Here is a 25595-nt window from a genome sequence, read left to right as displayed (position 1 = left end):
GAAAGTGCCCTGTCAGCCCAGGGACTTGGGCTGGCAGGATGCCTGTGACGAGCACGGGGACGAGGGAGGTAGCGGAGGCACCCTACCCTTCCACGCCATCGATCATCGCGATCAGTGTCGACAGGCGATCCGCCTCCGCCGGCAGCTTGTCGGCCCTGAGCCGCGCAATGCGCGGAAACCGCATGGCGACGCCGGATTTGTGGCGGGTGGAGCGGTTGATGCCCTCGAAGGCCACCTCCAGCACGAAACCGAAATCCGGCGTGGCGCGCACCGCGCGCACCGGGCCGAAACGTTCGACGGTATTATCGCGCACGAACTTGTCCAGCACTTCAAGTTCCGCATCGGTGAAACCGAAATAGGCCTTTCCGACAGGCACAAGCTGTTCGCCATCCTCGCCTTCCGCCCAGACGCCGAAGGTGAAATCGGAATAATAGCTCGAGCGTTTGCCGTGGCCGCGCTGCGCATACATCATCACGGCGTCGATATTATAGGGATCGCGCTTCCACTTGAACCACGGCCCCTTGGCGCGGCCGGCCTGATAGACGCTGTCGCGGCGCTTTATCATCACCCCCTCGATGACAGGATCGGGCGGGGCGGCACGCAGCGTGTCGAGTTCCGTCCAACTTGAAAAGCCGATGAGTGGCGAGAGGTCGAAACGGTCATGTGGCGCGTTTTCGATGATATCCGAAAGGCGGCCCCGGCGTTGCAGATAAGTCTGCGCGCGAATGTCGCTCTCGCCATCGAACAACAGGTCATAGGCGCGGATGAAGGCCGGATAATCATCCTGCATCTTGGCCGTTACCGTCTTGCGGTTCAGACGCTGCTGCAGGTCTGAAAAGGTGCGGGTGAGATTGTTGGACCGGGCCGTGCCGCCAATCAGCAATTCGCCATCCATCACGCCTTCGAAATCAATCGCCTCCAGCACATCGGGAAAGGCGCCGGAAATATCGTCGCCGGAACGGGAATAGAGTTTTCGCGTGGCGCCGGCGCGGGACAATTGCACGCGAATGCCGTCCCATTTCCATTCGGCGGCGTAGTCGGCCGGGTCCAGCGCATCGAGATCGCCGTCCGCAACCGGTGTCGCCAACATCACCGAATGGAAGATGGCAGGCGTCGCCAGCACCGGCCGCTCTGACTTGCCCTCCAGCCAGGCGAAAAGCGGCGTATAGGGCGGTGTCAGCCCGTGCCAGAGGGTTTCGATTTCGGTTATGTCTTTCCCGGCGAAATCCGCCAGCGCCTGTCGGGCCAGCCGCGCCGAAACGCCGATGCGCAGGCTGCCGGTGGCGAGTTTTAGGAAGGCGAAACGCGAGGATGTATCGAGCCGGTCGAGCAGATCGCGCACGGCGCCGCGCACCTCGGTACGGCCGAGCGAATTCATCAGCGTCACGACGTCGCCGAGACGCGGATCCTGCGCCTCGGAATCATTAGCACCGCCGATATTGCCCCAGACCAGCGATATGGTCTCGGCGAGATCGCCGACATAATCATAGGAATAGCGGAACAGCACCTCGTCCATCCGCTCCAGCACCAGCTCGCGCAGCATGGCGGGTTTGACGCTTTTAAGGTCGAGCGTGCCGGCAATCGCCGCCAGTCCGTACCCCCGGTCGGGATCGGGCGTATCGCGGAAATAATCGGTCAACAGCTTCAGCTTGCCGTTGCGCGACGGGGTGAGGACAAGGCGGTCGAGAAGGGTGGCGAAGGCTTTCATCTCAATCCCCCTCGTCTTCGTAACCGACAAGATGAAGGGGCTTGGCGGCAATGCCCTGCAACTCGCACCAGCGCACCAGCGCCTCTTCGCGCCCGTGGGTGACCCAAACGGCCTGCGGGCCAATTTCCCTGATGGTTTCCAGCAATTCCGGCCAGTCGCAATGGTCCGATATGACCAGCGGCAGTTCCACGCCGCCCTGTTTTGCCCGTTGCCGCACCATCATCCAGCCGGAAGCGAAGGCGATCAGCGGCTCGTTGAAGCGCCGCGCCCAGCGTTCCTGGAAGGCCGATGGCGGGCCGACGACGATGGCGCCCTTGAAGGCTGCGGGATCGCTTTTTTCGAGCGTGGCGGGCCTAAGGTCGCCGAGATCGATGCCTTGCGAAACGTAATAATCGCAAAGCCGCGCCAGCACGCCGTGGATATAAATGGGGTCGGCGTAACCATTATCGCGCAAGAGCCTGATGACGCGCTGCGCCTTGCCGAGCGAATAGGCCCCGACCAGGTGGGTGCGCTCGGGAAACTGCCTGATGGAGGTCAGCAGCTTGCCGATTTCCACCCGCGGCAGCGGATGGTGAAACACCGGCAACCCGAAGGTAGCCTCGGTGATGAACACGTCGCACGGCACCGTTTCGAAGGGCGTACAGGTGGGGTCGATACCGCGCTTGTAATCGCCGGAGGCGACGATGCGCATGCCGTTCATTTCCACCGAGATTTGCGCCGAACCCAGCACATGGCCGGCGGGATGGAAACCGACGGTGACGCCGTTCACCTCCACCGTCTCGCCGAATGCGACCGCCTGTTCGCTGCCGCAGAAATCCTCGCCATAACGGATGCGCATGATATCAAGCGTTTGGCGGGTGGCCAGCACGGACCCGTGGCCGGCGCGGGCATGATCGGAATGGCCGTGGGTTATCAACGCGCGCGCCACCGGGCGCACAGGGTCGATATAAAAATCGCCCGGCGGGCAATAAAGGCCCTTGGGCGTGGAGTTCAGGAGCTGTTCCGGCTTCATATTCATTGAGATAGGGCCGCCCGCGCGAATGTAAAGTGCTGCGAGCATAACGCGGAACGGGCGTTAAATTTCCAGCGTGGGTGTTTTTGTTTTGCCGTCACCCCACTGTCATTTTGGCTTTGAGCCGGGGCTGTATCGAGTTGCGGTGCGAAGTTCGCAGGCGCGATACCAGCGCACGGCCGGTTGGAGGACAGTCATGGGATTTGCGCTTGCTAAATTGTATCCACTCGGATACTTTTTATGATGAACAGTTTCGAGAGATCGGCGGAGTTCGACGAATGGCTGAAGGCTTTAAAGGATCGCACTGGAAAGGTGCGGATTCTTCACCGTCTTACCGCTGCCAAGCATGGAAATTTCGGCGATTGCGAGCCGGTAGGTGGCGGCGTTTCCGAAATGCGCATCCATTACGGTCCGGGGTATCGGGTCTATTTCACCCGCATTGGCAAAAAAGTTTATTTCCTTCTGATCGGCGGGGACAAGTCGTCCCAGAAGCGGGACATAAAGCTTGCGATCGACATGGCGCAAACAATTGGAAAGAAATGACCATGACGGAATTCAGCAAATTTGATGTGTCAGACTACCTCGACAGCGATGAAACCATGATCGAATATCTGGCCGTAGCGATGGAAGATGAAAACCCGGATGTCTTCATTGCCGCCCTTGGCGCAGTCGCCAGGGCTCGCGGAATGTCTCACATTGCGGATGTTTCGGGTCTCGGCCGGGAAAGCCTCTACAAGGCTCTAAAGCCAGGCTCGAAGCTTCGCTACGAAACAGTGCAGAAAGTCATGCATGCGCTGGGCTTCCGTCTGGCCGTCGAAAAATCGTTGAATGCCGCGTAAAGCCCGCATTCAACGATTTTCTTGTCCAGGCAAAAGTCCCGCCCCTACTCCCCCACACTCTCCGCCGGCTTCGCCGCCGGTGTCGCCGAGGGTAGCCGCACCGGCTTCAGCATCAGTGCAGCAGCAAGGCCGATGGCGGCGGTTGCGGCGGCTGCGAAGAACAGCGGGGTAAAGGCATCCGAATAAAGGGCTGCAACCGCTGTCTGGGATGCCGCGGGCAGTTCGGACAGCATCTTCGGCGTCAACTCCTCGATCCTGCCGACACCCGGAATGGTGACGGCAACGCCCTTGAGGCTGGAGGTGACAATTGCGCCATAGACCGAGATGGCGATGGCAGCACCACCCATGCGGGTCAGGGTCACCGCGCCGCTTGCGGCACCGATATCCGCCTTTGGCGCGGAATTCTGTACGCCGATGATGGGCGCCTGCTGGCCAAGACCGACGGCGAAACCTTGCACCAGCATCAGCGCGCCGATCAGCACCAGCGGCGTGCCGGCATGCACCTGCGTAAAGCAGAGCATGGCGAGAAGGTTGATCGTCAGACCTGCCACCGAAAACGGCTTGTAGACGCCGGTGATCGAGATCAGCCGCCCGGCCGATAGCGAGCCCATGACGATGCCGCCGGTGACCGCGATGAAGAACAGCCCGGCATGGGAGGGGGAAAGCCCGGTGGTGGTCTGCAGGAACAGGGCATAATAATTCACCATGCCGATGCCGATGCCGCCGCTGGTCAGTGAAACGATCATCAACAGCGGGAAGGTGCTGTCCTTGAAGAGCCTGAGCGGCACCACGGGTTCCGGCGCGCGGCGCTCCACCTGCACCCAGAGGAAGGCGGCGATGACGGCGAAGGCGATGATGCCGAGGCTTGGACCGGCAATGAGCGAGCCGAACAATTCGCTGCTGTCGGCCCAGAAGACGACGCTGGCAATTGTCGCTGCCAGCAGCACGGCGCCGAGATAATCGATCTTCGGCTGGCGCGCGGGGCGGCGGTAAGGCAGCAGGAAAATCAGGCCGGTGATGACGATCAGCCCGAGCGGCAGGTTGATGAGGAAGATCGACCGCCAGCCGAACAGATCACTCATCGTGCCGCCGAGGATAGGCCCGACGCTGCCGGAGGCCATGATGGTGAGGCTGGAATAACTCTGGTAGCGGGCTCTTTCGCGCGGTTCGAACAGATCCGCATTGACGGAGAAGATCGACACCATGATGCCGCCGCCGCCGAGGCCCTGAAGCACGCGGGCCGCGATCAGGCTATCCATCGACCAGGCCAGCCCGCAGGCGAGCGAACCGAGCGTGAAGATGATGACCGCCGCAATCATCACGTATTTTCGTCCGAACAGATCGCCCAGCTTGCCATAAACAGGCATGACCGCGCTGGTGGCCAGAAGATAGGCCGAGCCGATCCAGCCGAAACGCTCCAGCGCGCCGAATTCGCCGACGATGGTGGGGAGTGCTGTCGATACGATCTGGTTGTCGAGTGTCGCCATGAACATGGCCAGCATCAGAAACAGAAAGACGATGAGCCTGCGCCGGTGATCCGACACAAGCGGCGCCACGGGGGCGGTAGACATATCCATGAAAAATCTCGTTGGCTTCCGGCGGTTTTGCTGCGACAATTTGTGTGCTATTAGCATATATATGTCAATGGCAAGTTTTTGACATCTATGCTAATGCCACTAAATGTGATCGGAAACAGCATCGAAAGGGACGATGAAGCGTGGCGACTGAGGAAGACTGGAACGAGGATCTGCCTGATGACATCAGGCGTATCGGTAATACGATGACGCGCATGCGCATCATGATCGGACGCCGCATCATCGGCCGCATGGCGCTGGCCAAGCTCGCTCCCGGTCTCGAACTCTCCCATATCGACGTCCTCGACATCCTGCGCCGCGCGGACGGCGATGTTACCGTTGGCGCCATTGCCGAGGGCATGCGCATCGACCCCTCGCGCGGCAGCCGCGTGGTGGCGGATATGGTCGGGCGCGGCCTGTTGAAACGCGGCGTCTCGCAGGAGGATGCCCGTCGCAGTATCGTCGAGATCACACCGCTCGGCACCAGCCTGCTGCAGGAAATGCGCAGGACCAAGATGAGCGTTATCAAGGATGTGATGGATGGATGGGCGGACGAGGATGTCGAGACATTCGCACGTCTGTTCGAACGCTTCATCGACCGTTTCGAGTATCGTCTGTCGCCGGATACGGACTTCCTGACGGATCAGAAAAAATCATAGTTGACCCAGCGATCTGCAACTTCACTTTAAAACAGTGAAACCGTAACGTGCCGTCACCGAACTGGTTCAAGGGGTAAATTTCGATGTTGACGATTTACGGTGTCTACCGTTCCCGCGCCACGCGCACGCTCTGGCTTGCGGGGGAACTGGGCATAGAATTCAAGCATGTGCCGGTGATACAGGCCCGCCGCCTTGCCGATCCGCTGGCGACCGACGCACCGCTCAACACGCTGTCTCCCGCCTTTCTCGCCGTCAACCCGATGGGCACCATTCCCTGCATCGAGGATGACGGCATGGTGCTTTACGAATCCATGGCCATCAATCTTTATCTCGCCCGCAAATATGGCGGGCCGCTCGCCCCCATCGATCTGAAGGAAGATGCGGCGATGCTGCAATGGTCCTTTTTCGCCGCGACCGAAGTCGAAGCCAATTCGCTGAAGATTTCTTCGGCCGTGGCCGAAGGGCTCTCGGAAGGCGATGCCGGCAGGGCGGTCATCGATGTCGCCGCGCGCCTCTTGAAGCGCCCTTTCCGGGTGCTGGAACAGCATCTTTCCAATCATGATTATCTGGTGGGTGACCGTTTCACCGTCGCCGATCTCAATGCGGCGGAAATAGTCCGTTATGCGCAGGGTCACCAGCCGCTGTTCGACGCCCATCCGGCGGTAAAAAGCTGGCTGGGCCGCTGCCAGGCCCGCACGGCCTTCAAGACGATGTGGGACAGCCGGGCCGCCGAGGCGGCTTGAGCAGAAGGCGTTCTTCCTCCTCCCGCACCTCCCTCGTTCCGGCCTTGAGCCGACGCGCATCTCTTTCGCCCCTCATTCCTGTACTTGTCACAGGAATCCAGCCGACGTGCGTCTGCGCGGCGGGAAGAGTCTTTCAGCCCAAGGACTTGGGCTGGCTGGATCCCTGTGACAAGCACAGGGATGAGGGCACCAGCCGGGGTCCCTTGGGCGCATTGAGGCTTCACCCCTTCTCACTCGCCAGCGCCTTCTGAACCGCAGGCCGCTCGTTCATGCGGCGGAAGTGATCATGCACCTTCGGGAAGCGGGCAATATCCACGCCGTCGCTTTCCAGCCAGCCGGACATGACGAAGAGATAGGGGTCGGCGACCGAATAGGCCGTGCCCAGAACCCATGGGCCATGCAGCATGCCGTGCTCGATCAGCTCGAAGCAGTCGGTCATGGTTTGCGGCACCTTCGCCTTCATATCCGCCAGAGAACTGTCCTCACTCGCCCAGCGGCTGCCGCGCCGGCCATGCGCATGGGCGACATGCACCGTGGACGAAATGAAGGCGTTGAAGGATTGCATCAGGGCAAACTCGAAGGGATCGTCGAGTGGTGCGAGTTTCTTTTCCGGGGCCATCTGGGCGATGAAGGCGAGAATGGCGGGCGTTTCGGTCAACACCCCGCTTGCCGTGGCGAGCGCCGGCACGCGGCCTTTCGGATTGATTTTCAGGAATGCCTCGGAGCGTTGCTCGCCATCTGCGAAATTGACGCGGTGGGCCGTGTAAGGCAGGCCGGATTCCTCAAGCACGATATGGCTGGCGCGCGAGCAGGAGCCGGGGGAGAAAAACAGTGTGAACATGGATATGCGACCTCCAAAGCAATGAGGGCGCCCACCTCCTCGTGTGCGGACGCCGGCCCCTGCCGGCAGCCACGGGATGGCTGCCACGCGCAAGGGCCAGCCATCATCGTGCCGGCAACCGGTCGCGTCAAAGGTTATTTCTAAAGGCCGACAACGCGGATATCGCCGACATGAATGCCGTTCCAGTTGCGCATCTGCCGGTTCGCCATACCCAGCAAGGCCTGCTGCTCGGCGCTGCCTTCCTCAAAATGGCGGGCGAGCAATGCCGAGATCATCGCTTCGGCCGCGCGTGTCGTGCCGTCCTCGCATTTTACCGCGATCGCGACGCCCTGCTCCGGCAGCGCCGCGACGAAGACGCCTTCGGCGCCGGTCTTGGCGAAAATCTTTCCCGGTGCGATCTGCATCAGCTTCGTGCAGGCGCGGCCGGTGCCCGCCACATAAAACGGTTCCGCCATGCAGGCCTCGACGAGGCGGCGGGAGGCCTTGGCACGTCCCTCGTCCAGCCCCCTGCCCGTTACCATTTTGGCAAAACCATGCGCCAGCCCCTTCAGCGGTACGGCATAGGTGGGGATCGAACAGCCATCCACGCCGCAATTGTCATGGTCGATCGCCGCCCCCGTCAGGCTTTCCATCGTCGCGCGGATTTCCCGCTGCAGGGGGTGATCGTAGCCGACATAGCCCTTGGGATCGGTGCCCGTGTGGCAGCAGGCGCAGATGAAGCCGGAATGCTTGCCGGAACAATTATTGTGAAGCGCCGTCGGCTTTTCCAGCGTGCGGGCCTGATGAATGATGGTTTTCTGATCGGAAGACCAGTGCGCGCCGCATTCCAGCGTATCGACATCCCTCCCTGCCCTGGCAAGCATGGAGGCGGCAAGCTCCGCATGGTCGTCTTCGCCGGAATGGGAGGAGCAGGCAAGCGCCAGTTCACGGCTGCCGAAACCATAGGCGTCCGCAGCACCGCTTTCCACCAGCGGCAGGGCCTGCATGGCCTTGCAGGCGGAACGCGGGAAGATGCCGCGCTCGATATCGCCAGCCGAAAACAGCACGCCGCCATCGCCATCCACCACCACGGCAAGGCCCTGATGGCGGCTTTCGACAAGGTTTCCACGGGTGACTTCGACGGTAACGGAATTGTTCATGTTCGCAGCCTCAAAAAATTCTGATTTCATGCCGTTGATAGCGCGATCGATTTTCCGATGCACGGGGCTATCAGTGAAATTTGCAAAACGTCTGCTGCTGGCGATTGCCGTTATCTATCTGCTTCCCGCACTGGCCTCAGCCGGTTTGTGGGCCATGCGGGAGCATCCGCAGGGCTGGCGTGATGCCCGCTGGTCATCCTCCGGCGCCCTTCCGCAAGCCGACGCCGACGGTGAGGCCGCGGTCTATGTGTTCTCCGCCATGACCGGCGGCTTCAAGGGCTCCGTTGCCAGCCACGCCTGGATCGTGCTGAAAAAGCCGGGCGCGACGGCTTATGACCGCTACGACAAGGTGGGCTGGGGCACGCCGATCCGCCGCAACGGCTATGCGGCGGATGCCTTCTGGTATTCCAACACCCCGCGTCAGGTCGTCGCCATCCATGGCGCAGAGGCGGAAAAGCTGATCCCGAAGATCGAAAAGGCGATTGCCGATTACCCCTATGGCAAACCGGGCGGATACCGCATCTATCCTGGCCCCAACTCCAACACCTTCGTTGCCCATGTGCTGCGCAGCGTGCCGGAACTGGGAGTGGTATTGCCGCCCGACGCGGTTGGCCGTGACTATCTGCCGAACGGCGCTTTTTATCATGTCGCCGATGACTGGAAGGATGCGAGCCTTTCGCTTGGCGGGTTGTTCGGCATTTCCGCAGGCGCGCGCAGCGGCTTCGAGGTCAATTTCCTCGGTCTGGTTGCGGGTGTGGATTTCAGCCGGCCCGGCGTGAAGATACCGGGGCTGGGTTATTTCGGGGTGGCGGATACCCGCATCTGACGCCATCAGGCATCGGAGGTATGACCTGCCCTTCTTGCGCGGATGACCTGCGCGATGAAAACGCGCGACAGGCCGTGATAGAGCGGCTCGCGGGAAAACAGGCGGGACGTCAGATATCCCAGCATCGAAGCGGCCATGATGGGAATGACCCCCTCATGATTACCGGTCATTTCGAGGATGATGACGAAAGCCGTCATCGGCGCCTGCACGACGCCCGCAAAATATCCCGCCATGCCGACAATGGCGCCGAGGCCGATGCTGGTGCCAAGTAAATTGGCCATGGTGCTGCCAAAGCCCGCGCCCACCGACAGTGACGGCGCGAAAATACCGCCGGGAATACCCGACATCATCGCGAGGAAAGTCGCAGCCAGCTTTTCGATAAAGAAGAAGGTTGGCGCAGCCTGACCCTCGATCGCCGCACGCGCCTGTTCGTAGCCCGTTCCGAAGGTCGCGCCACCCGTTGCAATGCCGATAATAGCGGAGGCAAGACCGCAGGCGGCGGCAACCGCAAGCATCCGCTTCAATGGCATGGTCTGCGCAAAGCGGCGGATGCGGGCGGAAAGGCGCAGTGCCCCGGCGCTGAAAAGCGCGCCGAACGCACCGCCGCCAATGCCGCAGATCACCACCAGAAGCCAGTCCTTCACCGTTTCAGCGAGTACCGAACTCGCACCGAAATAGGTATAGCTTCCAACCAGCGCCAGCGAGGCAAGACCCGACAGGATGACGGCGGTGAGGACAAGACCGTTGGCACGGGATTCGTAGGTCTTGCTCATTTCCTCAATGGCGAAGACGATGCCCGCGAGCGGCGTGTTGAAGGCGGCCGCAATGCCCGCCGCCGATCCCGCAAGGATGAGGCCTTTCGCCTGCGCCATGCCGCCCCAGCGCGCGGCCTGCAGCATGATCGAGGCACCCACCTGAACGGTCGGGCCCTCACGGCCGATGGAGGCACCGGACAAAAGACCAGCAACCGTCAGCACCACCTTGCCGAAGGCGAGTTTCAGCGACAGAAGCCGCGAGCGATCCGCATCGTCTCGCAGGTGCCGCGCAGCGATGGCCTGCGGGATGCCGCTGCCGCCTGCATTGGGAAAAACCGTCAATGCCAGCCAGGCGCAAAGCGTGAAGCCGAGCGGCGTTATGACGAGCGGCAACAGGAACGACCATTCGCCGGAAGAGGTGGCGGTGAAGAAAAGATGCTGGGCGCGATCCGCCGCCCATGCGAACCCGACGCTGATGATGCCTACCGTAAGCGCGCCAAACCAGAATACGGCTCTTGGCTTCCACACCCGCCACGATCCCCAGACAACACGGGAACGGCGAAGCATCTTCAGCTTTTTGTAGTCGGCGGGCATGGCGGTCCAGATCAGTCTTTGGTAGGCGGGATGCCCGTTTATCGGCCTCCCGGGCACTGATTGCAAGTTTTGCGTTTGACTTTGCGCGGTTCGTGATCGAAGCTTCGCATCGCAATTGCAACGCAAGGAGACGATCCATGAAAACGGCAACACTTCCTTCGCTGCGGGTGACAGCGGATTTTCGCGAGGCGGCGGAAAGCGTGCTGAAAGACGGCGAGACGCTTTCATCCTTCGTTGAGGATTCCGTGCGCCGGCAGGTGGAGATCCGCAAGTCGCAGGCGGAATTTATTGCGCGTGGGTTGGCGTCGCTTGAGGAATCCAAACGTACGGGGATTTTTTATTCCGCGGAAGAGGTCCACGCCGAACTGCGGGCGATGCTCGCGGCTAAAAAAGCCGAGCGTAGCAAGTGACATTCAAGCTCCGCTACACAATCGCAGCTCGAGCAGACATAACAAGGCTATACAATTTTCTTCTTGAAAAGGATTTTTCGACGGCGGAAAAAGCCGTCGATCGGATCATTGCCACCGTAGAGGGACTGAGCGAGTTTCCCTTCGCCTCACGCAAAACGCCGGGTGAGAATGCGCTCCTACGGGAACTGCTCATTCCGTTCGGATCATCCGGTTACATTGCCCTCATTCAAATCGAAGATGCGGAAACAGTTTCCATCCTTGCCATCCGCCACCAGCGCGAAGACGATTACCATTAATCGTCAGAAAAATTCACTACGGAGAAGTAAATCTCATTATATATTAAATACATTCATTCAATATCCGTTTATAAATTCGATTTATTTTTCGAGTAAACTATAAATGGAATTTCAAATGACACTAAATTACGATACACAAGTGGAACTACTTTTCCCGGCTGTTCTTTTTCAAAATTCAACCACCGCGCCGATTTTAAAGAATGCCGGTATCCACATTGATTCGCGTGGCAACAAGATATTGCTGTTCACGGATCCGCGCACTGTCGCAGCACTGAATGCAGCGGCAGAAAACGCGAAAGCGGCACTACGCAATAGCGGAATCGGTTTCGTTCCATTCGGATCGAATATTCAGGGCAGGGCAGATTTTCTGTTCGAGGCATTGCGTGACTTGTCGGCAAAATATGCCGGTGAAGCTCTTAATCTTGCGATACTAGATATTATGCGCTTTGTGCACGATGGAATGATGGGAAAGCTAAATCCGAATCCCTTTGCACCCCAACTCCCCACTCCATCAGAAAAATTCGATTTGTACGCCGCTCTAATGACGATGGCTTCACCGGAACAGATCAATAAACCCAAGGCCCCTGAACAACTACGCCCTTTCCAGATATTCGGGCGGCGAAAATCGTAATCTCAGCTCAATATCAAACAAAAGGCTCGCCAGTTTTTACCCAAGTGGCTGAAACTGATGAAACCGCCTTTCACCGGTCGCTGACGGCCGCGCGCGGGTTTACCCACGGCTCCTGATTGGAGCGCGGCAAAGGGGCTTTCCCGAGAATATGATCCGCGGCCTTTTCGCCGGTCATGATCGACGGGCCGTTCAGGTTGCCATAGGTCACATGCGGGAAGATCGAGCTGTCGGCGACCCTCAAGCCCTCCACGCCGATCACACGGCATTCGGGATCGACCACCGCCATCGTGTCGCTGCGATCACCCATCCGGCAGGTGCCGCAGGGATGATAGGCGCTTTCCAGATGCTCTCGCAGGAAGGCGTCGATCTGCTCGTCCGTCTCCACCTTTTCGCCCGGCTGGATTTCCGGTCCGCGAAAATCGTCGAAAGCTTTCTGGCTGAAGATTTCTCGCGTCAGGCGCACGCAATGACGGAATTTTTCCCAGTCTTCCGGATGGCTCATATAGTTGAAGCGGATGACCGGGTCGTCATGCGGATCTGCGGAACGCAGGGTGACATTGCCGCGCGATTTCGACAGGTTGTAGCCCACATGCACCTGAAAACCATGGCTTTTCGCGGCGGCTTTGCCGTCATAGGAAATGGCGACGGGCAGGAAATGATACTGGATGTCAGGCTGTTTCAGACCGGGTGCCGAGCGCAGAAAGGCGCAGGCCTCGAACTGGTTGGAGGCCCCTAACCCGCCCTTCGACAGCAGCCATTGCGCACCCGCCACGCCCTGCCAGAACCACGGCAACCAGGAATAAAGCGAGACCGGCTTGGTGGAGACCTGCTGGAAATAAAACTCCATATGGTCCTGAAGGTTTGCGCCCACGCCCGGACGATCCGCCTTCACCTCGATGCCCATTTCCGCCAGATGGGCAGCAGGCCCGATGCCCGAAAGCATCAGCAGTTTCGGGGAATTGAAGGAAGATGCGGAGACGATCACCTCGCGATTGGCCGTGATGGTTTCCACGACACCCTTTCGCTCGATCTCCACCCCCACGGCGCGGCCATTCTCGATGACGACCTTGCGGGCAAAACCACTCACCAGCGTGACATTGCCGCGCTTCAGCGCCGGCCGGAGATAGGCATTGGCGGCGGACCAGCGGCGGCCGTGATGGATGGTCTGCTCCATCAGGCCGAAACCCTCCTGCTTGGAGCCGTTATAGTCGTCGGTGAGTTCAAAGCCTGCCTGTGCGCCGGCCTGAATGAAGGCATGGAACAGCGGATTGTTGACCGGTCCGCGCTGAACGTGCAGCGGCCCATCCGTGCCACGCCAACCCTCTTCGCCGCCATGGCTATGTTCCATGCGCTTGAAGTAAGGCAGCACATCCGCATAGGCCCAGCCCTGCGCGCCAAGCTCCTCCCAGCGATTGAAATCCTCCGCATGGCCGCGCACGTAAACGAGGCCATTGATGGACGACGAGCCGCCGATGACTTTTCCGCGCGGTGCTGTAATCCTGCGGTTGTCGAGGTTCGGTTCTGGTTCGGAAAGATAACCCCAATTGTAGCGCTTCATGCTCATCGGCCAGGCGAGTGCTGCCGGCATCTGGATGAACGGACCGAAGTCCGAACCACCCGCCTCGATGACGATCACCGAATAACGGCCGTCTTCCGACAGGCGATAGGCGATGGCGGAGCCTGCGGAACCGGAACCGACGATGACGTAATCTGCGTGCATGATTTGCTCTCTCCGATGAGCGTTGGTTCCGATTGGTTGTGGCGGGCGGGGCTTCACCCCCCTCTGTCCTGCCGGGCATCTCCCCCTCAAGGGGGGAGATCAGCAAGACGCTGTTTCGTCATTTCATTCTCGAACGTTGAGATTGGCGAGACCGTGCCTCAGGTCGATCTCCCCCCTTGAGGGGGAGATGTCCGGCAGGACAGAGGGGGGTGAGCCCCATGCGCCGCCTCTCAATACGGCGCGTCCACTTTCCCCGTGCTCACATACACCGTCTTCAACTCGCTATAATGCTCCAGCGCGGCGGCCGAATTCTCGCGGCCGAAGCCGGATTGCTTCGACCCGCCAAAGGGGATTTCCACCGGGCAGAGATTGTAGGTGTTGATCCACAGCGTGCCCGCCTCGAGTTGGTCAACCACGCGATGGGCGCGGGCGAGATCGGCGGTGAAGACGCCGCCAGCGAGGCCGAATTCCGTGGCGTTGGCGCGAGCGAGAACCTCGTCCTCATCGTCGAAATCCAGCACGCACATGACCGGGCCGAAGATTTCTTCGCGGGCGATGGTCATGCCGTCCGTCACATCGGCAAAGACGGTCGGCTGCACATAGGCCCCCTCACCCGAGACATTGTTGGGAATGCCGCCGCCGGTGACGAGCGTTGCTCCCTGCGCCTTGCCCTTCTCGATATAGGAAAGGACCTTTTCCTGCTGCGCTTTCGAGACCAGCGGGCCGAGATGGGTGGCGTAATCCAAGGGATCGCCGAGGATCATCGCCTCGGTGCGGCGTTTCAGGTTTTCGAGGAAGCGGTCTTTCGCCTTTTTCTGCACGAAGACACGCGTGCCGTTGGAGCAGACCTGGCCGGAGGAATAAAAGTTGCCGAGCATGGCCCCGCCCACAGCGCTTTCGATATCGGCATCATCGAACACGATCAGCGGCGACTTGCCGCCGAGTTCCATCGTCACGTGTTTGAGATGCCCGGCAGCGGCAGCGGCCACCTTGCGGCCGGTCGGGACCGAGCCGGTAAGCGAAACCTTGGCCACATCCGGGTGATTGACCAGCAGCGGGCCGGTGTCGCGATCGCCCTGAATGACGTTGAACAGGCCCTTCGGCAGACCGGCTTCGATCAGGATTTCGGCAATCTTCAAAGCGCCGAGCGGCGTGTTTTCCGAAGGCTTGAAGACCATGGCGTTGCCTGCGACCAGCGCGGGTGCCGCCTTCCAGCAGGCGATCTGCTGAGGATAGTTCCACGCGCCAATGCCAACGCAGACGCCGAGCGGCACACGCTTGGTATAGGCGAAATCGCCGCCGAGCGGGATATAATCGCCGTTCAGCGCGGAAGGTGCAATGCCGCCGAAAAACTCAAAGGCATCTGCGCCGGAGGTCGGATCGGCGACGATGGTTTCCTGAATGGGCTTGCCGGTATCCAGCGTCTCAAGTGTGGAAAGCGCGTCGTTGCGTTCGCGCATGATATCGGCGGCGCGTTTGAGGATGCGGCCGCGCGCCATGGGGCTCATCGCCGCCCATTCCTTCTGCGCACGTTTGGCCGAGGCGATGGCGCGCTCGACAATGGCCGGCGTTGCCGCATGCAGTCGTGCAATCACCTCGCCGGTTGCCGGAAAGATGCTTTCGATCACCGTGCCGGTATTGTCTTCGACATAGTCCCCGTCGATGAAATGCGAGGCTTTGGGCTGCGCCTTAAGCGGCGTCGCGATGGTCATGTCGAATACTCCTTAGAGAACACGGATGGACGGCTTCGGGCGCTGTCCATCGGGGAAAGATTTGAGCTGCATGTCGAAATAATCCTCGACAAGCGCCGGCGCTGAAGCGAGACCGAGGGGCGCCGAACGCAGGCTGTGCCTGATATAAAGCCCGTCGATAAGGGCCGCCGCCCCTTCCGCAATGCGCGCGGCATCATCGGGCGGGCAAAGCCGGTTGAGGCTTGCCATGAGATTGGACCGCAGACGGCGCGAATAGAGCACGAGCAGGCGGCGCGTTTCCTCGGAACGCTGCGCCTCGACATAAAAGGCAAGCCATGCCGACACTGTCTCGGGCGTGAACTGGTCGCTCTGAAAGGACACGTGGACGATGGCGCTCAGCCTTTCACGCGGGCCATTGGCGCGGGTCAGCGCCGCCACCGCATCACGCCTCAAGTCGCGCAGCAGGCTGCGGATGGTTTCCAGAAGGAGCTGCTGCTTGCTGCCGAAATAGTGATGCGCAAGGGCCGCCGACACACCGGCTTCCCTCGCGATATCCGACATCGTCACATTCAGCGAACCGTGGTGGCCTATGGTGCGCAGTGCCGCATCCACAAGCGCCTTCCGGCGCAAAGGCTCCATTCCGATCTTGGGCATAAGGGTCTCCTTGATGGCGGGCAAAATATTCTTGATTGATCAATCAATCAATAAAAAATGCGCCATTTCATGTCGCTGATGTGCTGCCGGGCGGAAAGACTGAAGCGCAGACGGTTTTGCCGCTGCATGCGCCTCATGATCTGGATCAAATCTTCGGCATTCTCGTTGCGCTATGCTGCAATCGTGATAGCTTTACCCCGACCATTCATGGAGACAGCGAGATGACACACAGTCTCAATGCGCCTGGATTTTCACCCCTCAGAGCAAAGTGGGGTTGGTTTCTAGCCCTTGGCCTCGTTCTTCTGGCCTTTGGGGTCATTGCGCTCGGCAATCTTCTCGTCGCCACCGTTGCCTCCGTATTTTACGTCGGCGTCATGATGCTGATGGGCGGCATTTTGCAGCTTTTCCATGCCTTTCAGGTGAAGGGCTGGGAAAGCGTGCTGTTCTGGACGCTGAGCGGCCTGCTTTATGCCATTGCGGGCGTCATCGCCTTCCAGAACCCTGATCTGACGGCGGCGGTGCTGACATTATTGATGGCGGTTTCGCTGGTTATCGCCGGCATCTTCCGCCTTGTCGTCGGCTTCAGGCTGAAACCGGCAACCGGCTGGGGCTGGGTTGCCGTGGCGGGTGCAGTGACCGCACTGGCGGGTCTGGTGATTGCCGCCGGCTGGCCGGTGAACAGCCTCTGGGTGCTTGGCCTGTTTCTGGCGATTGACCTTATCATGCAGGGCTTTGCGATGATCGCGCTCGCCATGGCGATGCGTACATAAGGGTGTTTGTGACGCGCCTGCCGCCTCATATCGGTTAGACGCGGAACAGGGAAAAACTAAACCCCTATATACTGCAAATTGGGTATGGAACGCGTTTCGTGGTAAGATAGACAATGATACCAATTTCGCTGGAAGCGGCGTCCAGACGAAAACCTCAAAAAACGACCGCCCGCAAAAGATTGCCATCGCCCCGTCCGCACGGCGGACATCTATCGGGTTGCCTATGGCGGTCATTGAAAAAGGGAGTGATATCATGCCAATGGTGACAGTATCGATTTCCCCGGAACAGGCAGCAAGAATGCGCGAGGCCGTTAATTGCGGCGCTTATGCATCCGGCAGCGAGGTCGTCAGGGCCGCGCTGAGACTATGGGCGGCCTCCGCCGAACACGGTGTCGGCTCCACCCCCGCAGAACCTGTCGAGTCGGACCGCGAACGCATGAATGTTGCGGAACTTTACGCTGCTCACACCGGCCACGTCCGCCGGGCATAGGGCCCGGCGCAACGCCCTCTTTAGATATAGAGGGCCCGTTATAAAACGTTCACAAAAGCTTCACAGTCGTGAAAGCTTTTGTTGACCTGTCATCTGCAATTGTTGCCGCAAAAGAGACGCGTCCCGTATGGGCATTCCATGCGCATACCACGATTGGGACGGGCAATAGCGGAGAACAGAAATGCAGGCCGTCACAGTGGAAAACGATGTCATAAGACGGTTTGCCTCCGGGCAGATGTTTCCGATGGCGAAGCTTGTTCTTGAGACCGCGTTTCAGCCCATTGTCGAGGCAACGACAGGCACGATCTTCGGTTATGAATCGCTGATGCGCGGCCATGATCGGCTTGGCTTTTCCAATCCGCTGGCGCTTCTTGACCAGGCGGCAGCAGACGGCGAGTTGAAGGCCTTCGAGCAGATGCTGGCAAGCCGGGCGCTGGCAAAATTTTCCACCCTGCCCGACTTTTCCTCCACCACCCTGTTTCTCAATCTGGATGTGCGGCTGATCCCGCATGGAGACGCCATTCTCGACAAGCTCGTCGGCCATCTGGCGCGGGCGGGCATTCCGGCCTCTTCCATCTGCTTTGAACTTTCCGAACGTTTCGACAATACCAGCGTGCCGGAATTCACGTCGCTGATTGCGCGGATGCGCAAGGAAGGCTTCAAGCTAGCAATCGACGATTTCGGCGCCGGCCACGGCGAGATGAAGCTGCTCTGCGACTTCCCGCTGGATTACCTGAAGATCGACCGGCATTTCATCAGCGGTGTCGACCACCTTCCCCGCAAGCAGCATCTCGTGCGCAACATCGTCAACATCGCCCATGTTCTCGGCGTTCGCGTCATTGCGGAAGGCATCGAAACGGAAGCGGAATTTCTGACCTGCCGCGAATATGGCGTCGATCTCGTGCAGGGCTGGCTGATCGCCAAGCCGACGGTGTTCATCAGCGAGTTGCCTGAGAGCTTTCCCCATCTCAACCGTCTCGGCGTGGCGCGGCGCAGCAGCCAGTCGCTGGACGAAATTCTGATCCGCCGCGAAATAGAGCGTCTTCCCACCGTGTTTGAGCATGACAGCGTCGACAGCGTCTTCGAACTGTTCCGCAGAAACCCGCAGCAGGCTTTTTTCCCGGTCCTCAACGCCAATGGCGAACCGCGCGGCGTCATCAACGAATATCACCTCAAGGAATATATCTACCGGCCTTTCGGACGCGATCTGCTCAAGAACAAGATCTACGAGCGCACCATTTCCCACTTCGTCGACCCCGCGCCGATTGTGGGTCTGGATGCGGATGCCGACCAGTTGATGAACATGTTCGCCAGCATGGGTGGCAGCGCCTGCATCATCCTGACCGAGAACATGCGTTATGCCGGCATCGTCTCGGCAGCGTCACTCATCAAGGTCATCAATGAAAAACAGCTGAAGATGGCGCAGGACCAGAACCCGCTGACCGCGCTGCCCGGCAACCGCGCAATCGGTGGCTTCATCGTCGACAGCTGCAGCGATGGCGACGAGACCCGTTTCTTCTGTTACTGCGACTTCGACAATTTCAAACCTTTCAACGACAAATATGGCTTCAACGCCGGCGACCACGCCATCACCCTGTTCTCGGCCCTGATGCGCCGGTATTTCTTCGCCGGTGACTGCTTTCTCGGCCATATCGGCGGCGATGACTTCTTCATCGGCGTGCGCGACTGGTCGATGGAGGAACTTACGGAAATCCTCGAACGGTTGCTCAGCGATTTTCATGACGACGTCGCCGAACTCTATTCCGACGAAGACCGTGCAGCCGGCTGCATGAAGGGCCAGGACCGCCACGGCAACGAGCGCGACTTCGCCCTGCTGCGCTGCTCGATCGGCGTCCTCACGCTGCCGAAAGGGCTGATCATCGCCAATCCCGAGCGTATCGGCGGCGAGATCGCCTGCATCAAGGCGGCCGCAAAGGAAAATGACGGCGGCCTCGTCATCCGGGTATTCGGCGAGACAAAATGACACTCGTGACAAAGCGACTTCTTCCCTAAGCGGCGCATCTGACCTACATCTTCAGGCGACGTCGACAAGTGAGGAGTTGCCCCTGGCCATGCCCGACACCATGACCCTGCCCGAAAAAATGCGCTTCATCGACCTTCCCTCCCATGGCGGACCGGAGGTGATGCAGCTTTCGCAAGCGCCTTTGCCGAAACCCGCCAAAGGCGAGATACTGGTGAAGGTCGAGGCAGCGGGGGTCAACCGCCCCGATGTCGCGCAGAGGCAGGGAACCTATCCGCCGCCGAAGGATGCGAGCCCGATTCTCGGCCTCGAAATTGCCGGAGAGGTGGTGGCGCTCGGTGAAGGCGTCAGTGAATTCAAGCCGGGTGATAAGGTCTGTGCGCTCGCCAATGGCGGCGGCTACGCCGAATATTGCACCGTGCCGGCCGGACAGGCCCTGCCCTTCCCCAGGGGCTACGACGCCGTCAAGGCTGCCGCATTGCCGGAGACCTTCTTCACCGTCTGGGCCAACCTGTTCCAGATGGCAGGCCTCACCGAAGGGGAAAATGTGCTCATTCACGGCGGCACCAGCGGCATCGGCACAACGGCCATACAGCTTGCCAAAGCCTTCGGCGCGGATGTCTACGCCACCGCAGGCTCAGCGGAGAAATGCGAAGCCTGCGTCAAGCTCGGCGCCAGACGCGCCATCAACTACCGCGAGGAAGACTTCGCCGCCGTCATCAAGGCCGAGACCGATGGCAAGGGCGTCGATGTCGTTCTCGACATGATCGGCGCTGCCTATTTCGAAAAGAACCTTTCCACACTCGCAAAGGATGGCTGCCTGTCCATCATCGCCTTTCTGGGCGGCGCCACCGCCGAGAAGGTCAACCTCACGCCGATCATGGTCAAGCGCCTCACCGTCACCGGCTCCACCATGCGCCCCCGCACCGCCGACGAGAAACGCGCCATCCGTGACGACCTCGTCGAGCAGGTCTGGCCGCTCATCGAAAGCGGCAAGGTTGCACCTGTCATCAACCGGGTTTTCACGCTGGACGAAGTGGCAGAAGCCCACCGGCTGATGGAAAGCAGCAATCATATCGGCAAGATCGTGATGCGGGTGTCCTGACGGCAAGAAGCGAACAGCGTTGTTTTCGTTGACAACATCCATGGGCGTTGTCATGAATAACAATATGAAGGCCGTACTGCTCGAAAAGACCCGCAGAGTGATCAATGAAACGGCCTTCTTCGAGGTTGTCCTGTGGCATCTGCCGGAGCCAGTTCCTGGAAGCGTCCACTCTTTAAAATACCGGCTGGCGCTTGTGATCGAGGGGGAATGCGTTCTGCGTTATGACAATGAGCGCGGGAAAGGTGATCATCGCCATATGGCGGGGCATGAGGACGCAATTGAGTTCACGACGCTTGAAGCCCTCTTCGATGCTTTTCAGGCTGATATGAAAAGGATTTTGACATGACCGCTCTCACCGTACGTCTCAGCTCAATCGACGACATTAAAGACCGGTTTGTCACCGCCGGAAATCTGGCGATGTCCGGAAAGCCGGTGGCGGCAAAACCGTCAGTCGCATTTTCAAGCTATGAGGATTTGCACCGCATTCTCGCACCGCTGCGTCTTGCCATCGTCAGGGCTCTCGCGGGACAGGGGGCGCTTTCGATCCGCGAGGTAGCGCGCCGTGTGGGACGGGATGTGCAGGCCGTTCATCGCGATGTGACGACGCTCCTCCACGCGGGCATCATCGACAGGAATGAGGGCGGCATCGAGTTTCCCTACGACAGCATCCATTTCGAATTCGACGTGAGTGCCGGAGAAGCGGCGTAATCCGCCTGGCAATACCTCGAACGAACCCCTCTTGCATTAAGCGCGAATCGTACTACCTTCTAGTTATGTTCAACGTATCGGAAGGAGGTGATCCAATGTCTAATGAGATTTCGGTCTCTGGTGCAGGCAATGGAAAGGGTGGGTTTTCGACGGGGCAGCCCTCGGCGTAAAAACCTCTTGCCTTCGGAACGTTGAGAAACAGTCCCGGGTCTGTAAACAGGACCAAGCTCATGGAAGGGTCGCCTCTGGCGGCCCTTTTCCGTTTCCGGGCATATCAGCGCATTCACCAGCTTCCCTCATCTCTGTGCTTGTGACAGAGATTCAGCCAGACCAAGTCCTTGGGCTGACTGAATACCGGCACGGCCGGTGTGTGACGAGGACATTGCGGACGCCGCTCCCATCAACGGCATAGCAACCCGCCTCCCGTTATTTGCGGAAAATCTTCCACCGCGTCGGGCGGAAGCGCAGTTCGGCGCCCACTGCGACGGCGGCGTTGAGCGGCACCTCGATTTCAAGGTGATAGGGCTCATGGCCATTATTGGCGATGTCGATTTCCGCAATGCGCGTGCCGGCAAGGCGACGACAGGTGGTGACCTTGCCGTAAAGCGCGTCCTTCTCCGCCGTCAGTGCCACATCTTCTGGACGGAAGAAAAGCTCGCCCTCGCCATCGCCGCTCTCATCGATACCGATGCTTTCCCCCTGAAACAGCACATGGCCTTCACGGATTGTTACCGGCAGGCTTGAGGATTCGCCGATGAAAGAGAAGACGAAGGGGGAATTGGGCGTGTCGTAGACGTCATCCGCCGTGCCGACCTGCTCGATCTTGCCCTGGCTCATGACGACGACACGGTCGGCCAGCTCCAACGCTTCTTCCTGATCGTGCGTGACGAAGACGGTGGTGTGGCCCGTGCGGTCGTGGAATTCGCGCAGCCAGCGGCGCAGCTCCTTGCGCACCTTGGCGTCGAGCGCGCCGAAAGGCTCATCGAGAAGCAGGACCTTTGGCTCGATAGCGACCGCGCGGGCCAGCGCCACGCGCTGGCGCTGGCCGCCGGAAAGCTGCGTGGGATAGCGCTTTTCGAGACCGGAGAGATGCACCATGTCGAGAAGCTCGGATACCCGTCTGCGGATTTCGGCCTTTGGCGGACGCTTGGCGGAGGGACGCACCTTGAGGCCGAAGGCAATGTTCTCCGCCACCGTCATGTGGCGGAACAGCGCGTAATGCTGAAAGACAAAACCGACATTGCGCTCCTGCACCGTGCGGTGCGAGGCATCCTCATCGCCAAAGAAAATGTGGCCTTCGGTCGGCTGCTCCAGGCCGGCGATGAGGCGCAGCAGCGTCGTCTTGCCGGAGCCGGAGGGACCGAGCAGCGCGATCAGCTCCCCGGAACGAATGTCGAGCGACACGTCGTTCAGCGCCGGAAAGCGATCGAACTGCTTGGTGATGCCGGAAACTTTCACTTCCATGAATATGCCTTTCAATGCTTGCCGGCTGCGTTGCCCGCGCCAAAGCGTATTTCGAGAATGGTTTTGAGAACGAGCGTCACGAGTGCCAGACCGGCCAGCAGCGTCGCCACCGCAAAGGCAGCACCGATATTGTACTCATTATAGAGGATCTCGACATGCAGCGGCATGGTGTTGGTCTCACCGCGAATATGGCCAGACACCACCGAGACCGCGCCGAACTCACCCATGGCGCGGGCGTTGCAGAGCAGCACCCCATAGAGCAGGCCCCATTTGATGTTCGGCAGCGTGACATACCAGAAGGTCTGCCAGCCCGAAGCACCAAGCGAAATCGCCGCCTCCTCGTCGCCATTGCCCTGATCCTGCATCAGCGGGATCAATTCTCGCGCCACGAAAGGAAAGGTCACGAAGATGGTGGCAAGCACGATGCCGGGAACGGCGAAGAGGATTTCGATGCCGTACCCCTTCAGCCATGGCCCGAGCACGCTGTGCGAGGAGAACAGGATGACATAAACCAGACCGGATATGACCGGCGAGATCGAGAACGGCAGGTCGATCAGCGTTATCAGAAACGCCTTCCCCTTGAATTCGAACTTCGCGATTGCCCAGGCGGCGGCAACCCCGAAAATGAGGTTGAGCGGCACCGAAATGGCGGCGACAAGCAGCGTCAGGCGGATGGCGGAGAGCGCATCCGGCTCGACGATCGCCTCCCAGAAGGCGTCGGCGCCTTTCCGGAAGGCTTCGAAAAATACCGATACCAGCGGCAGCACCAGGAAGGCCGCAAGAAAAAGGAAGGCGATGGCGATCAGCGCCAGCCGGGCTGGCAGGCTCTCGCTGGCGGGATCGCGGAAGGGCCGGGCAGAGGTGCGGGAAGCGTCAGACATAACCGTACCTCTTGCGGCTCCAGGCCTGAATGAGATTGATGAGGAACAGCATGGCGAAGGAGATGATCAGCATGATGGTGGCAATGCCGGTCGCGGCCGCATAGTTGAACTCCTCCAACCGGATGACAATGAGGAGCGGCGCGATTTCCGAGACGTAAGGAATATTGCCGGCGATGAAGATGACCGAGCCATATTCCCCGACACCGCGTGCGAAGGCGAGCGCGAAACCCGTGAGGATCGCGGGTGTCAGGCTCGGCAGCAGAACGCGGGTGATGGTCTGGAAACGATTGGCGCCAAGCGTCGCCGCCACCTCCTCCACCTGCCGGTCGATCTCTTCCATGACCGGCTGCACGGTGCGGACCACGAATGGCAGGCCGATGAAGATGAGCGCGATGACGATGCCGGTCGGCGTGAACGCGATCTTGATGCCGAAAGGTTCGAACAGCGAGCCGACCCAGCCGCGATTGGCATAAAGCGTGGTGAGCGCGATGCCGGCGACCGCCGTTGGCAGGGCGAAGGGCAAATCCACGATGGCATCAACGAAGCGGCGGCCGGGAAAACGATATCGCGTCAGAACCCAGGCGACGATGACGCCGAAAACCGCATTGACCAGCGCGGCGAGAAATGCCGTGCCAAAACTGACACGCAGCGCATTCAGCGTGCGGCTGTCGGTGGCGATCGCAATGAAATCTGAAAAACCCAGTTTCGCCGTGGACCAGATGAGGCCGCCCAGCGGAATAAGAATGATGAGAAACAGATAGGTTACCGTGTAACCAAGCGTCAGGCCGAAGCCGGGTATTACGCTCGACTGACGCCACTTCCACCTGTTTCCGGATGTATTATTGCTCATCAAGGCTCCGGATAATCTTTAGTTTGACGCATTTCCAGACAGAAAACCGGGGTCCAGTTTTCCTGGAAATGCTCTCTGGGAGCCGGTGTTCCCCGGCCTTGTTATAAAGGATCGACCGGCATGGTGTCCGGTCGATCGAGCTGCTGTTATTCTGTTTCCCTTTCGGGCGGGCAATCTCTTTCAGCCCATCATCCGCTTACTTGGCGGGCTTGTAAATCTGGTCGAAGATGCCGCCATCACCGAAATGTTCAGGCTGCGCCTTGGCCCAACCGCCAAACTGCGGATCGTCGATGGTGACAAGCTTGATATCGGGCAGCTGCTTGAGCAGATCCTTGTTGACCACAGCCGGGTTCGACGGACGATAGAAGTGTTTCGCCGCGATATTCTGGCCTTCGTCGGAATAGAGATATTGCAGATAGGCTTCCGCCACCTTGCGGGTGCCCTTGGCGTCGACATTGGCGTCAACCACGGCGACCGGCGGTTCGGCAAGGATCGAGATCGGCGGAACGACGATATCGAAGGCGTCAGCGCCGAATTCCTGGCCGGCGAGATAGGCCTCGTTTTCCCAGGCCAGCAGCACGTCGCCGATCTGGCGCTGTGCGAAGGTGACCGTGGAGCCGCGGGCGCCAGTATCGAGAACCGGGGCGCGCTTGTAGAGCTCGCCGACATAGGCCTTGATCTTGTCCTTGTCGCCCTTGAACTCTTCATTGGCCCAGGCCCAGGCGGCAAGGTAGTTCCAGCGTGCGCCGCCCGAGGTCTTCGGGTTCGGCGTGACGATCTGGATGTCACCCTTCACCAGATCGCCCCAATTATGGATGCCCTTGGGGTTGCCCTTACGGACCAAGAACACGATGGTGGAGGTGTAAGGCGAGGAATTATGCGGCAGGCGGGAGCGCCAGTCCTTGTTGATCTTGCCGGAATTTTCGACGATGGCGTCGATATCGCTCTGCAGCGCCAGCGTCACCACATCCGCCTCCAGACCGTCGATGACAGAACGCGCCTGCTTGCCGGAGCCGCCATGCGACTGCTGGATGGTCACATCCTCACCCGTGTCAGCCTTCCACTTCTTGGCGAAGGCCTCGTTGAAATCCTTGTAGAGTTCGCGGGTCGGATCGTAGGACACATTGAGAAGCTTGGTCTGTGCAACCGCCGAACCAACGCCCCCCAATGTCAGGGACAGGCCGAGAGCGACAGCGCTCAAACCGGACAGAAACTTGGACATCGGTATTCCCTCCTGATTGCGATGGCTTAACT

At 59.8% G+C, this 25595-nt stretch carries 27 protein-coding genes; 14 read left to right on the top strand and 13 right to left on the bottom strand.

Going from position 1 to position 25595, the window contains the following annotated elements; genetic code table 11:
• Positions 1–82 precede the first annotated feature (82 nt).
• Together JZY08_RS02825 and JZY08_RS02820 are read right to left on the bottom strand one after the other, a co-directional pair.
• Positions 83–1708, bottom strand: a complete 1626-nt coding sequence (locus JZY08_RS02825) for a cisplatin damage response ATP-dependent DNA ligase (protein WP_216330939.1) — start codon at positions 1706–1708, stop codon at positions 83–85.
• A gap of 1 nt (position 1709) precedes the next feature.
• Complete coding sequence (locus JZY08_RS02820) at positions 1710–2726, bottom strand: ligase-associated DNA damage response exonuclease (protein WP_216330938.1); 1017 nt, start codon at positions 2724–2726, stop codon at positions 1710–1712.
• A gap of 237 nt (positions 2727–2963) precedes the next feature.
• Between JZY08_RS02820 and JZY08_RS02815 the strand changes: the two genes are divergently transcribed.
• Both JZY08_RS02815 and JZY08_RS02810 read left to right on the top strand, forming a co-directional pair.
• Positions 2964–3263 (top strand): type II toxin-antitoxin system RelE/ParE family toxin, encoded by a 300-nt coding sequence (locus tag JZY08_RS02815; RefSeq protein WP_082184620.1) that lies wholly within the window; start codon positions 2964–2966, stop codon positions 3261–3263.
• A gap of 2 nt (positions 3264–3265) precedes the next feature.
• The gene (locus JZY08_RS02810; protein ID WP_035242036.1) at positions 3266–3559 is read left to right on the top strand and encodes an addiction module antidote protein; all 294 of its coding nucleotides are present in this window, start codon (positions 3266–3268) and stop codon (positions 3557–3559) included.
• A gap of 44 nt (positions 3560–3603) precedes the next feature.
• Here the strand turns inward: JZY08_RS02810 and JZY08_RS02805 are convergent, their stop codons facing one another.
• Positions 3604–5136 carry an MDR family MFS transporter gene (locus JZY08_RS02805; RefSeq protein WP_216330937.1) on the bottom strand — a complete coding sequence of 511 codons (1533 nt, stop codon included), beginning with the start codon at positions 5134–5136 and terminating at the stop codon, positions 3604–3606.
• Between the two features lie 140 nt (positions 5137–5276).
• On the opposite strand from JZY08_RS02805, the gene JZY08_RS02800 reads away from it, so the two are divergent.
• Together JZY08_RS02800 and JZY08_RS02795 are read left to right on the top strand one after the other, a co-directional pair.
• The gene (locus JZY08_RS02800) at positions 5277–5792 is read left to right on the top strand and encodes a MarR family transcriptional regulator (protein WP_003494334.1); all 516 of its coding nucleotides are present in this window, start codon (positions 5277–5279) and stop codon (positions 5790–5792) included.
• Between the two features lie 83 nt (positions 5793–5875).
• Positions 5876–6535, top strand: a complete 660-nt coding sequence (locus JZY08_RS02795) for a glutathione S-transferase family protein (protein ID WP_216330936.1) — start codon at positions 5876–5878, stop codon at positions 6533–6535.
• Between the two features lie 220 nt (positions 6536–6755).
• Here the strand turns inward: JZY08_RS02795 and JZY08_RS02790 are convergent, their stop codons facing one another.
• Both JZY08_RS02790 and JZY08_RS02785 read right to left on the bottom strand, forming a co-directional pair.
• Positions 6756–7376 carry a glutathione S-transferase family protein gene (locus JZY08_RS02790; protein ID WP_003494332.1) on the bottom strand — a complete coding sequence of 207 codons (621 nt, stop codon included), beginning with the start codon at positions 7374–7376 and terminating at the stop codon, positions 6756–6758.
• Positions 7377–7516: 140 nt separating this feature from the next.
• Complete coding sequence (locus JZY08_RS02785; protein ID WP_216330935.1) at positions 7517–8515, bottom strand: asparaginase; 999 nt, start codon at positions 8513–8515, stop codon at positions 7517–7519.
• A gap of 73 nt (positions 8516–8588) precedes the next feature.
• On the opposite strand from JZY08_RS02785, the gene JZY08_RS02780 reads away from it, so the two are divergent.
• A complete protein-coding gene (locus JZY08_RS02780) occupies positions 8589–9341 on the top strand; it encodes a DUF3750 domain-containing protein (protein ID WP_216330934.1) in 753 nt (250 codons plus the stop codon).
• A 5-nt stretch (positions 9342–9346) separates the two neighbouring features.
• Here JZY08_RS02780 and JZY08_RS02775 read toward each other — a convergent pair whose 3' ends face one another.
• Positions 9347–10690, bottom strand: a complete 1344-nt coding sequence (locus tag JZY08_RS02775; protein ID WP_003494329.1) for a chloride channel protein — start codon at positions 10688–10690, stop codon at positions 9347–9349.
• A gap of 137 nt (positions 10691–10827) precedes the next feature.
• Here JZY08_RS02775 and JZY08_RS02770 point away from each other — a divergent pair, with 137 nt between their 5' ends.
• The 3 genes from JZY08_RS02770 to JZY08_RS02760 all read left to right on the top strand — a co-directional run bounded on the left by JZY08_RS02770 (position 10828) and on the right by JZY08_RS02760 (position 12027).
• On the top strand, positions 10828–11100 hold the full coding sequence (locus JZY08_RS02770; protein ID WP_003494328.1) for a YlcI/YnfO family protein: 273 nt from the start codon (positions 10828–10830) through the stop codon (positions 11098–11100).
• On the top strand, positions 11097–11396 hold the full coding sequence (locus JZY08_RS02765; protein ID WP_003494327.1) for a type II toxin-antitoxin system RelE/ParE family toxin: 300 nt from the start codon (positions 11097–11099) through the stop codon (positions 11394–11396). The genes JZY08_RS02770 and JZY08_RS02765 overlap by 4 nt, the downstream gene beginning before the upstream one ends.
• A gap of 115 nt (positions 11397–11511) precedes the next feature.
• Positions 11512–12027 (top strand): hypothetical protein, encoded by a 516-nt coding sequence (locus JZY08_RS02760; protein ID WP_216330933.1) that lies wholly within the window; start codon positions 11512–11514, stop codon positions 12025–12027.
• Positions 12028–12097: 70 nt separating this feature from the next.
• Here the strand turns inward: JZY08_RS02760 and betA are convergent, their stop codons facing one another.
• From betA to betI, 3 genes are all read right to left on the bottom strand, one after another.
• On the bottom strand, positions 12098–13747 hold the full coding sequence (gene betA / locus JZY08_RS02755) for a choline dehydrogenase (protein ID WP_216330931.1): 1650 nt from the start codon (positions 13745–13747) through the stop codon (positions 12098–12100).
• A 230-nt stretch (positions 13748–13977) separates the two neighbouring features.
• The gene (gene betB / locus JZY08_RS02750; protein ID WP_137037243.1) at positions 13978–15459 is read right to left on the bottom strand and encodes a betaine-aldehyde dehydrogenase; all 1482 of its coding nucleotides are present in this window, start codon (positions 15457–15459) and stop codon (positions 13978–13980) included.
• Between the two features lie 12 nt (positions 15460–15471).
• A complete protein-coding gene (betI, locus tag JZY08_RS02745) occupies positions 15472–16092 on the bottom strand; it encodes a transcriptional regulator BetI (protein WP_216330930.1) in 621 nt (206 codons plus the stop codon).
• Positions 16093–16313: 221 nt separating this feature from the next.
• Between betI and JZY08_RS02740 the strand changes: the two genes are divergently transcribed.
• The 6 genes from JZY08_RS02740 (at position 16314) to JZY08_RS02715 (ending at position 21146) form a co-directional block, all read left to right on the top strand.
• Positions 16314–16862, top strand: a complete 549-nt coding sequence (locus JZY08_RS02740) for an HdeD family acid-resistance protein (protein WP_035242032.1) — start codon at positions 16314–16316, stop codon at positions 16860–16862.
• A gap of 253 nt (positions 16863–17115) precedes the next feature.
• Complete coding sequence (locus JZY08_RS02735; protein ID WP_082184616.1) at positions 17116–17352, top strand: type II toxin-antitoxin system ParD family antitoxin; 237 nt, start codon at positions 17116–17118, stop codon at positions 17350–17352.
• 181 nt (positions 17353–17533) lie between these two features.
• Positions 17534–19336 (top strand): GGDEF domain-containing protein, encoded by a 1803-nt coding sequence (locus tag JZY08_RS02730; RefSeq protein ID WP_082183888.1) that lies wholly within the window; start codon positions 17534–17536, stop codon positions 19334–19336.
• Between the two features lie 88 nt (positions 19337–19424).
• Positions 19425–20438 carry an NAD(P)H-quinone oxidoreductase gene (locus tag JZY08_RS02725; protein ID WP_216330929.1) on the top strand — a complete coding sequence of 338 codons (1014 nt, stop codon included), beginning with the start codon at positions 19425–19427 and terminating at the stop codon, positions 20436–20438.
• A gap of 64 nt (positions 20439–20502) precedes the next feature.
• Entirely contained in the window at positions 20503–20784 is a 282-nt protein-coding gene (locus JZY08_RS02720; RefSeq protein ID WP_216331495.1) for a DUF6516 family protein, read from the top strand.
• Positions 20781–21146: a helix-turn-helix domain-containing protein gene (locus JZY08_RS02715; protein ID WP_035241759.1), complete on the top strand. Its 366-nt coding sequence runs from the start codon at positions 20781–20783 to the stop codon at positions 21144–21146. Before JZY08_RS02720 ends, JZY08_RS02715 begins: the two co-directional genes overlap by 4 nt.
• A 426-nt stretch (positions 21147–21572) precedes the next feature.
• Here JZY08_RS02715 and JZY08_RS02710 read toward each other — a convergent pair whose 3' ends face one another.
• The 4 genes from JZY08_RS02710 to JZY08_RS02695 form a co-directional block, all read right to left on the bottom strand.
• A complete protein-coding gene (locus JZY08_RS02710) occupies positions 21573–22610 on the bottom strand; it encodes a sulfate/molybdate ABC transporter ATP-binding protein (protein WP_216330928.1) in 1038 nt (345 codons plus the stop codon).
• 11 nt (positions 22611–22621) lie between these two features.
• Positions 22622–23491, bottom strand: coding sequence for a sulfate ABC transporter permease subunit CysW (gene cysW, locus JZY08_RS02705; protein ID WP_003494312.1), 870 nt, complete (start codon positions 23489–23491; stop codon positions 22622–22624).
• Positions 23484–24341 carry a sulfate ABC transporter permease subunit CysT gene (gene cysT, locus JZY08_RS02700; RefSeq protein WP_003509001.1) on the bottom strand — a complete coding sequence of 286 codons (858 nt, stop codon included), beginning with the start codon at positions 24339–24341 and terminating at the stop codon, positions 23484–23486. Before cysT ends, cysW begins: the two co-directional genes overlap by 8 nt.
• 196 nt (positions 24342–24537) lie before the next feature.
• The gene (locus JZY08_RS02695) at positions 24538–25563 is read right to left on the bottom strand and encodes a sulfate ABC transporter substrate-binding protein (protein ID WP_082183885.1); all 1026 of its coding nucleotides are present in this window, start codon (positions 25561–25563) and stop codon (positions 24538–24540) included.
• Between the last annotated feature and the right edge of the window lie 32 nt (positions 25564–25595).

It is taken from the genome of Rhizobium sp. X9, assembly GCF_018873185.1.
GTDB lineage: Bacteria > Pseudomonadota > Alphaproteobacteria > Rhizobiales > Rhizobiaceae > Agrobacterium > Agrobacterium oryzihabitans.
This window is presented reverse-complemented; position numbering and strand designations above follow the sequence as displayed.

Coding starts and splice junctions, on each gene's coding strand:
- JZY08_RS02825 (WP_216330939.1), bottom strand. CDS start 1,708: ATGAAAGCCTTCGCCACCCTTCTCGACCGCCTTGTCCTCACCCCGTCG.
- JZY08_RS02820 (WP_216330938.1), bottom strand. CDS start 2,726: ATGAATATGAAGCCGGAACAGCTCCTGAACTCCACGCCCAAGGGCCTT.
- JZY08_RS02815 (WP_082184620.1), top strand. CDS start 2,964: ATGAACAGTTTCGAGAGATCGGCGGAGTTCGACGAATGGCTGAAGGCT.
- JZY08_RS02810 (WP_035242036.1), top strand. CDS start 3,266: ATGACGGAATTCAGCAAATTTGATGTGTCAGACTACCTCGACAGCGAT.
- JZY08_RS02805 (WP_216330937.1), bottom strand. CDS start 5,136: ATGGATATGTCTACCGCCCCCGTGGCGCCGCTTGTGTCGGATCACCGG.
- JZY08_RS02795 (WP_216330936.1), top strand. CDS start 5,876: ATGTTGACGATTTACGGTGTCTACCGTTCCCGCGCCACGCGCACGCTC.
- JZY08_RS02790 (WP_003494332.1), bottom strand. CDS start 7,376: ATGTTCACACTGTTTTTCTCCCCCGGCTCCTGCTCGCGCGCCAGCCAT.
- JZY08_RS02785 (WP_216330935.1), bottom strand. CDS start 8,515: ATGAACAATTCCGTTACCGTCGAAGTCACCCGTGGAAACCTTGTCGAA.
- JZY08_RS02775 (WP_003494329.1), bottom strand. CDS start 10,690: ATGCCCGCCGACTACAAAAAGCTGAAGATGCTTCGCCGTTCCCGTGTT.
- JZY08_RS02770 (WP_003494328.1), top strand. CDS start 10,828: ATGAAAACGGCAACACTTCCTTCGCTGCGGGTGACAGCGGATTTTCGC.
- JZY08_RS02760 (WP_216330933.1), top strand. CDS start 11,512: ATGACACTAAATTACGATACACAAGTGGAACTACTTTTCCCGGCTGTT.
- betA (WP_216330931.1), bottom strand. CDS start 13,747: ATGCACGCAGATTACGTCATCGTCGGTTCCGGTTCCGCAGGCTCCGCC.
- betB (WP_137037243.1), bottom strand. CDS start 15,459: ATGACCATCGCGACGCCGCTTAAGGCGCAGCCCAAAGCCTCGCATTTC.
- betI (WP_216330930.1), bottom strand. CDS start 16,092: ATGCCCAAGATCGGAATGGAGCCTTTGCGCCGGAAGGCGCTTGTGGAT.
- JZY08_RS02740 (WP_035242032.1), top strand. CDS start 16,314: ATGACACACAGTCTCAATGCGCCTGGATTTTCACCCCTCAGAGCAAAG.
- JZY08_RS02735 (WP_082184616.1), top strand. CDS start 17,116: ATGCCAATGGTGACAGTATCGATTTCCCCGGAACAGGCAGCAAGAATG.
- JZY08_RS02730 (WP_082183888.1), top strand. CDS start 17,534: ATGCAGGCCGTCACAGTGGAAAACGATGTCATAAGACGGTTTGCCTCC.
- JZY08_RS02725 (WP_216330929.1), top strand. CDS start 19,425: ATGCCCGACACCATGACCCTGCCCGAAAAAATGCGCTTCATCGACCTT.
- JZY08_RS02720 (WP_216331495.1), top strand. CDS start 20,503: ATGAAGGCCGTACTGCTCGAAAAGACCCGCAGAGTGATCAATGAAACG.
- JZY08_RS02715 (WP_035241759.1), top strand. CDS start 20,781: ATGACCGCTCTCACCGTACGTCTCAGCTCAATCGACGACATTAAAGAC.
- JZY08_RS02710 (WP_216330928.1), bottom strand. CDS start 22,610: ATGGAAGTGAAAGTTTCCGGCATCACCAAGCAGTTCGATCGCTTTCCG.
- cysW (WP_003494312.1), bottom strand. CDS start 23,491: ATGTCTGACGCTTCCCGCACCTCTGCCCGGCCCTTCCGCGATCCCGCC.
- cysT (WP_003509001.1), bottom strand. CDS start 24,341: ATGAGCAATAATACATCCGGAAACAGGTGGAAGTGGCGTCAGTCGAGC.
- JZY08_RS02695 (WP_082183885.1), bottom strand. CDS start 25,563: ATGTCCAAGTTTCTGTCCGGTTTGAGCGCTGTCGCTCTCGGCCTGTCC.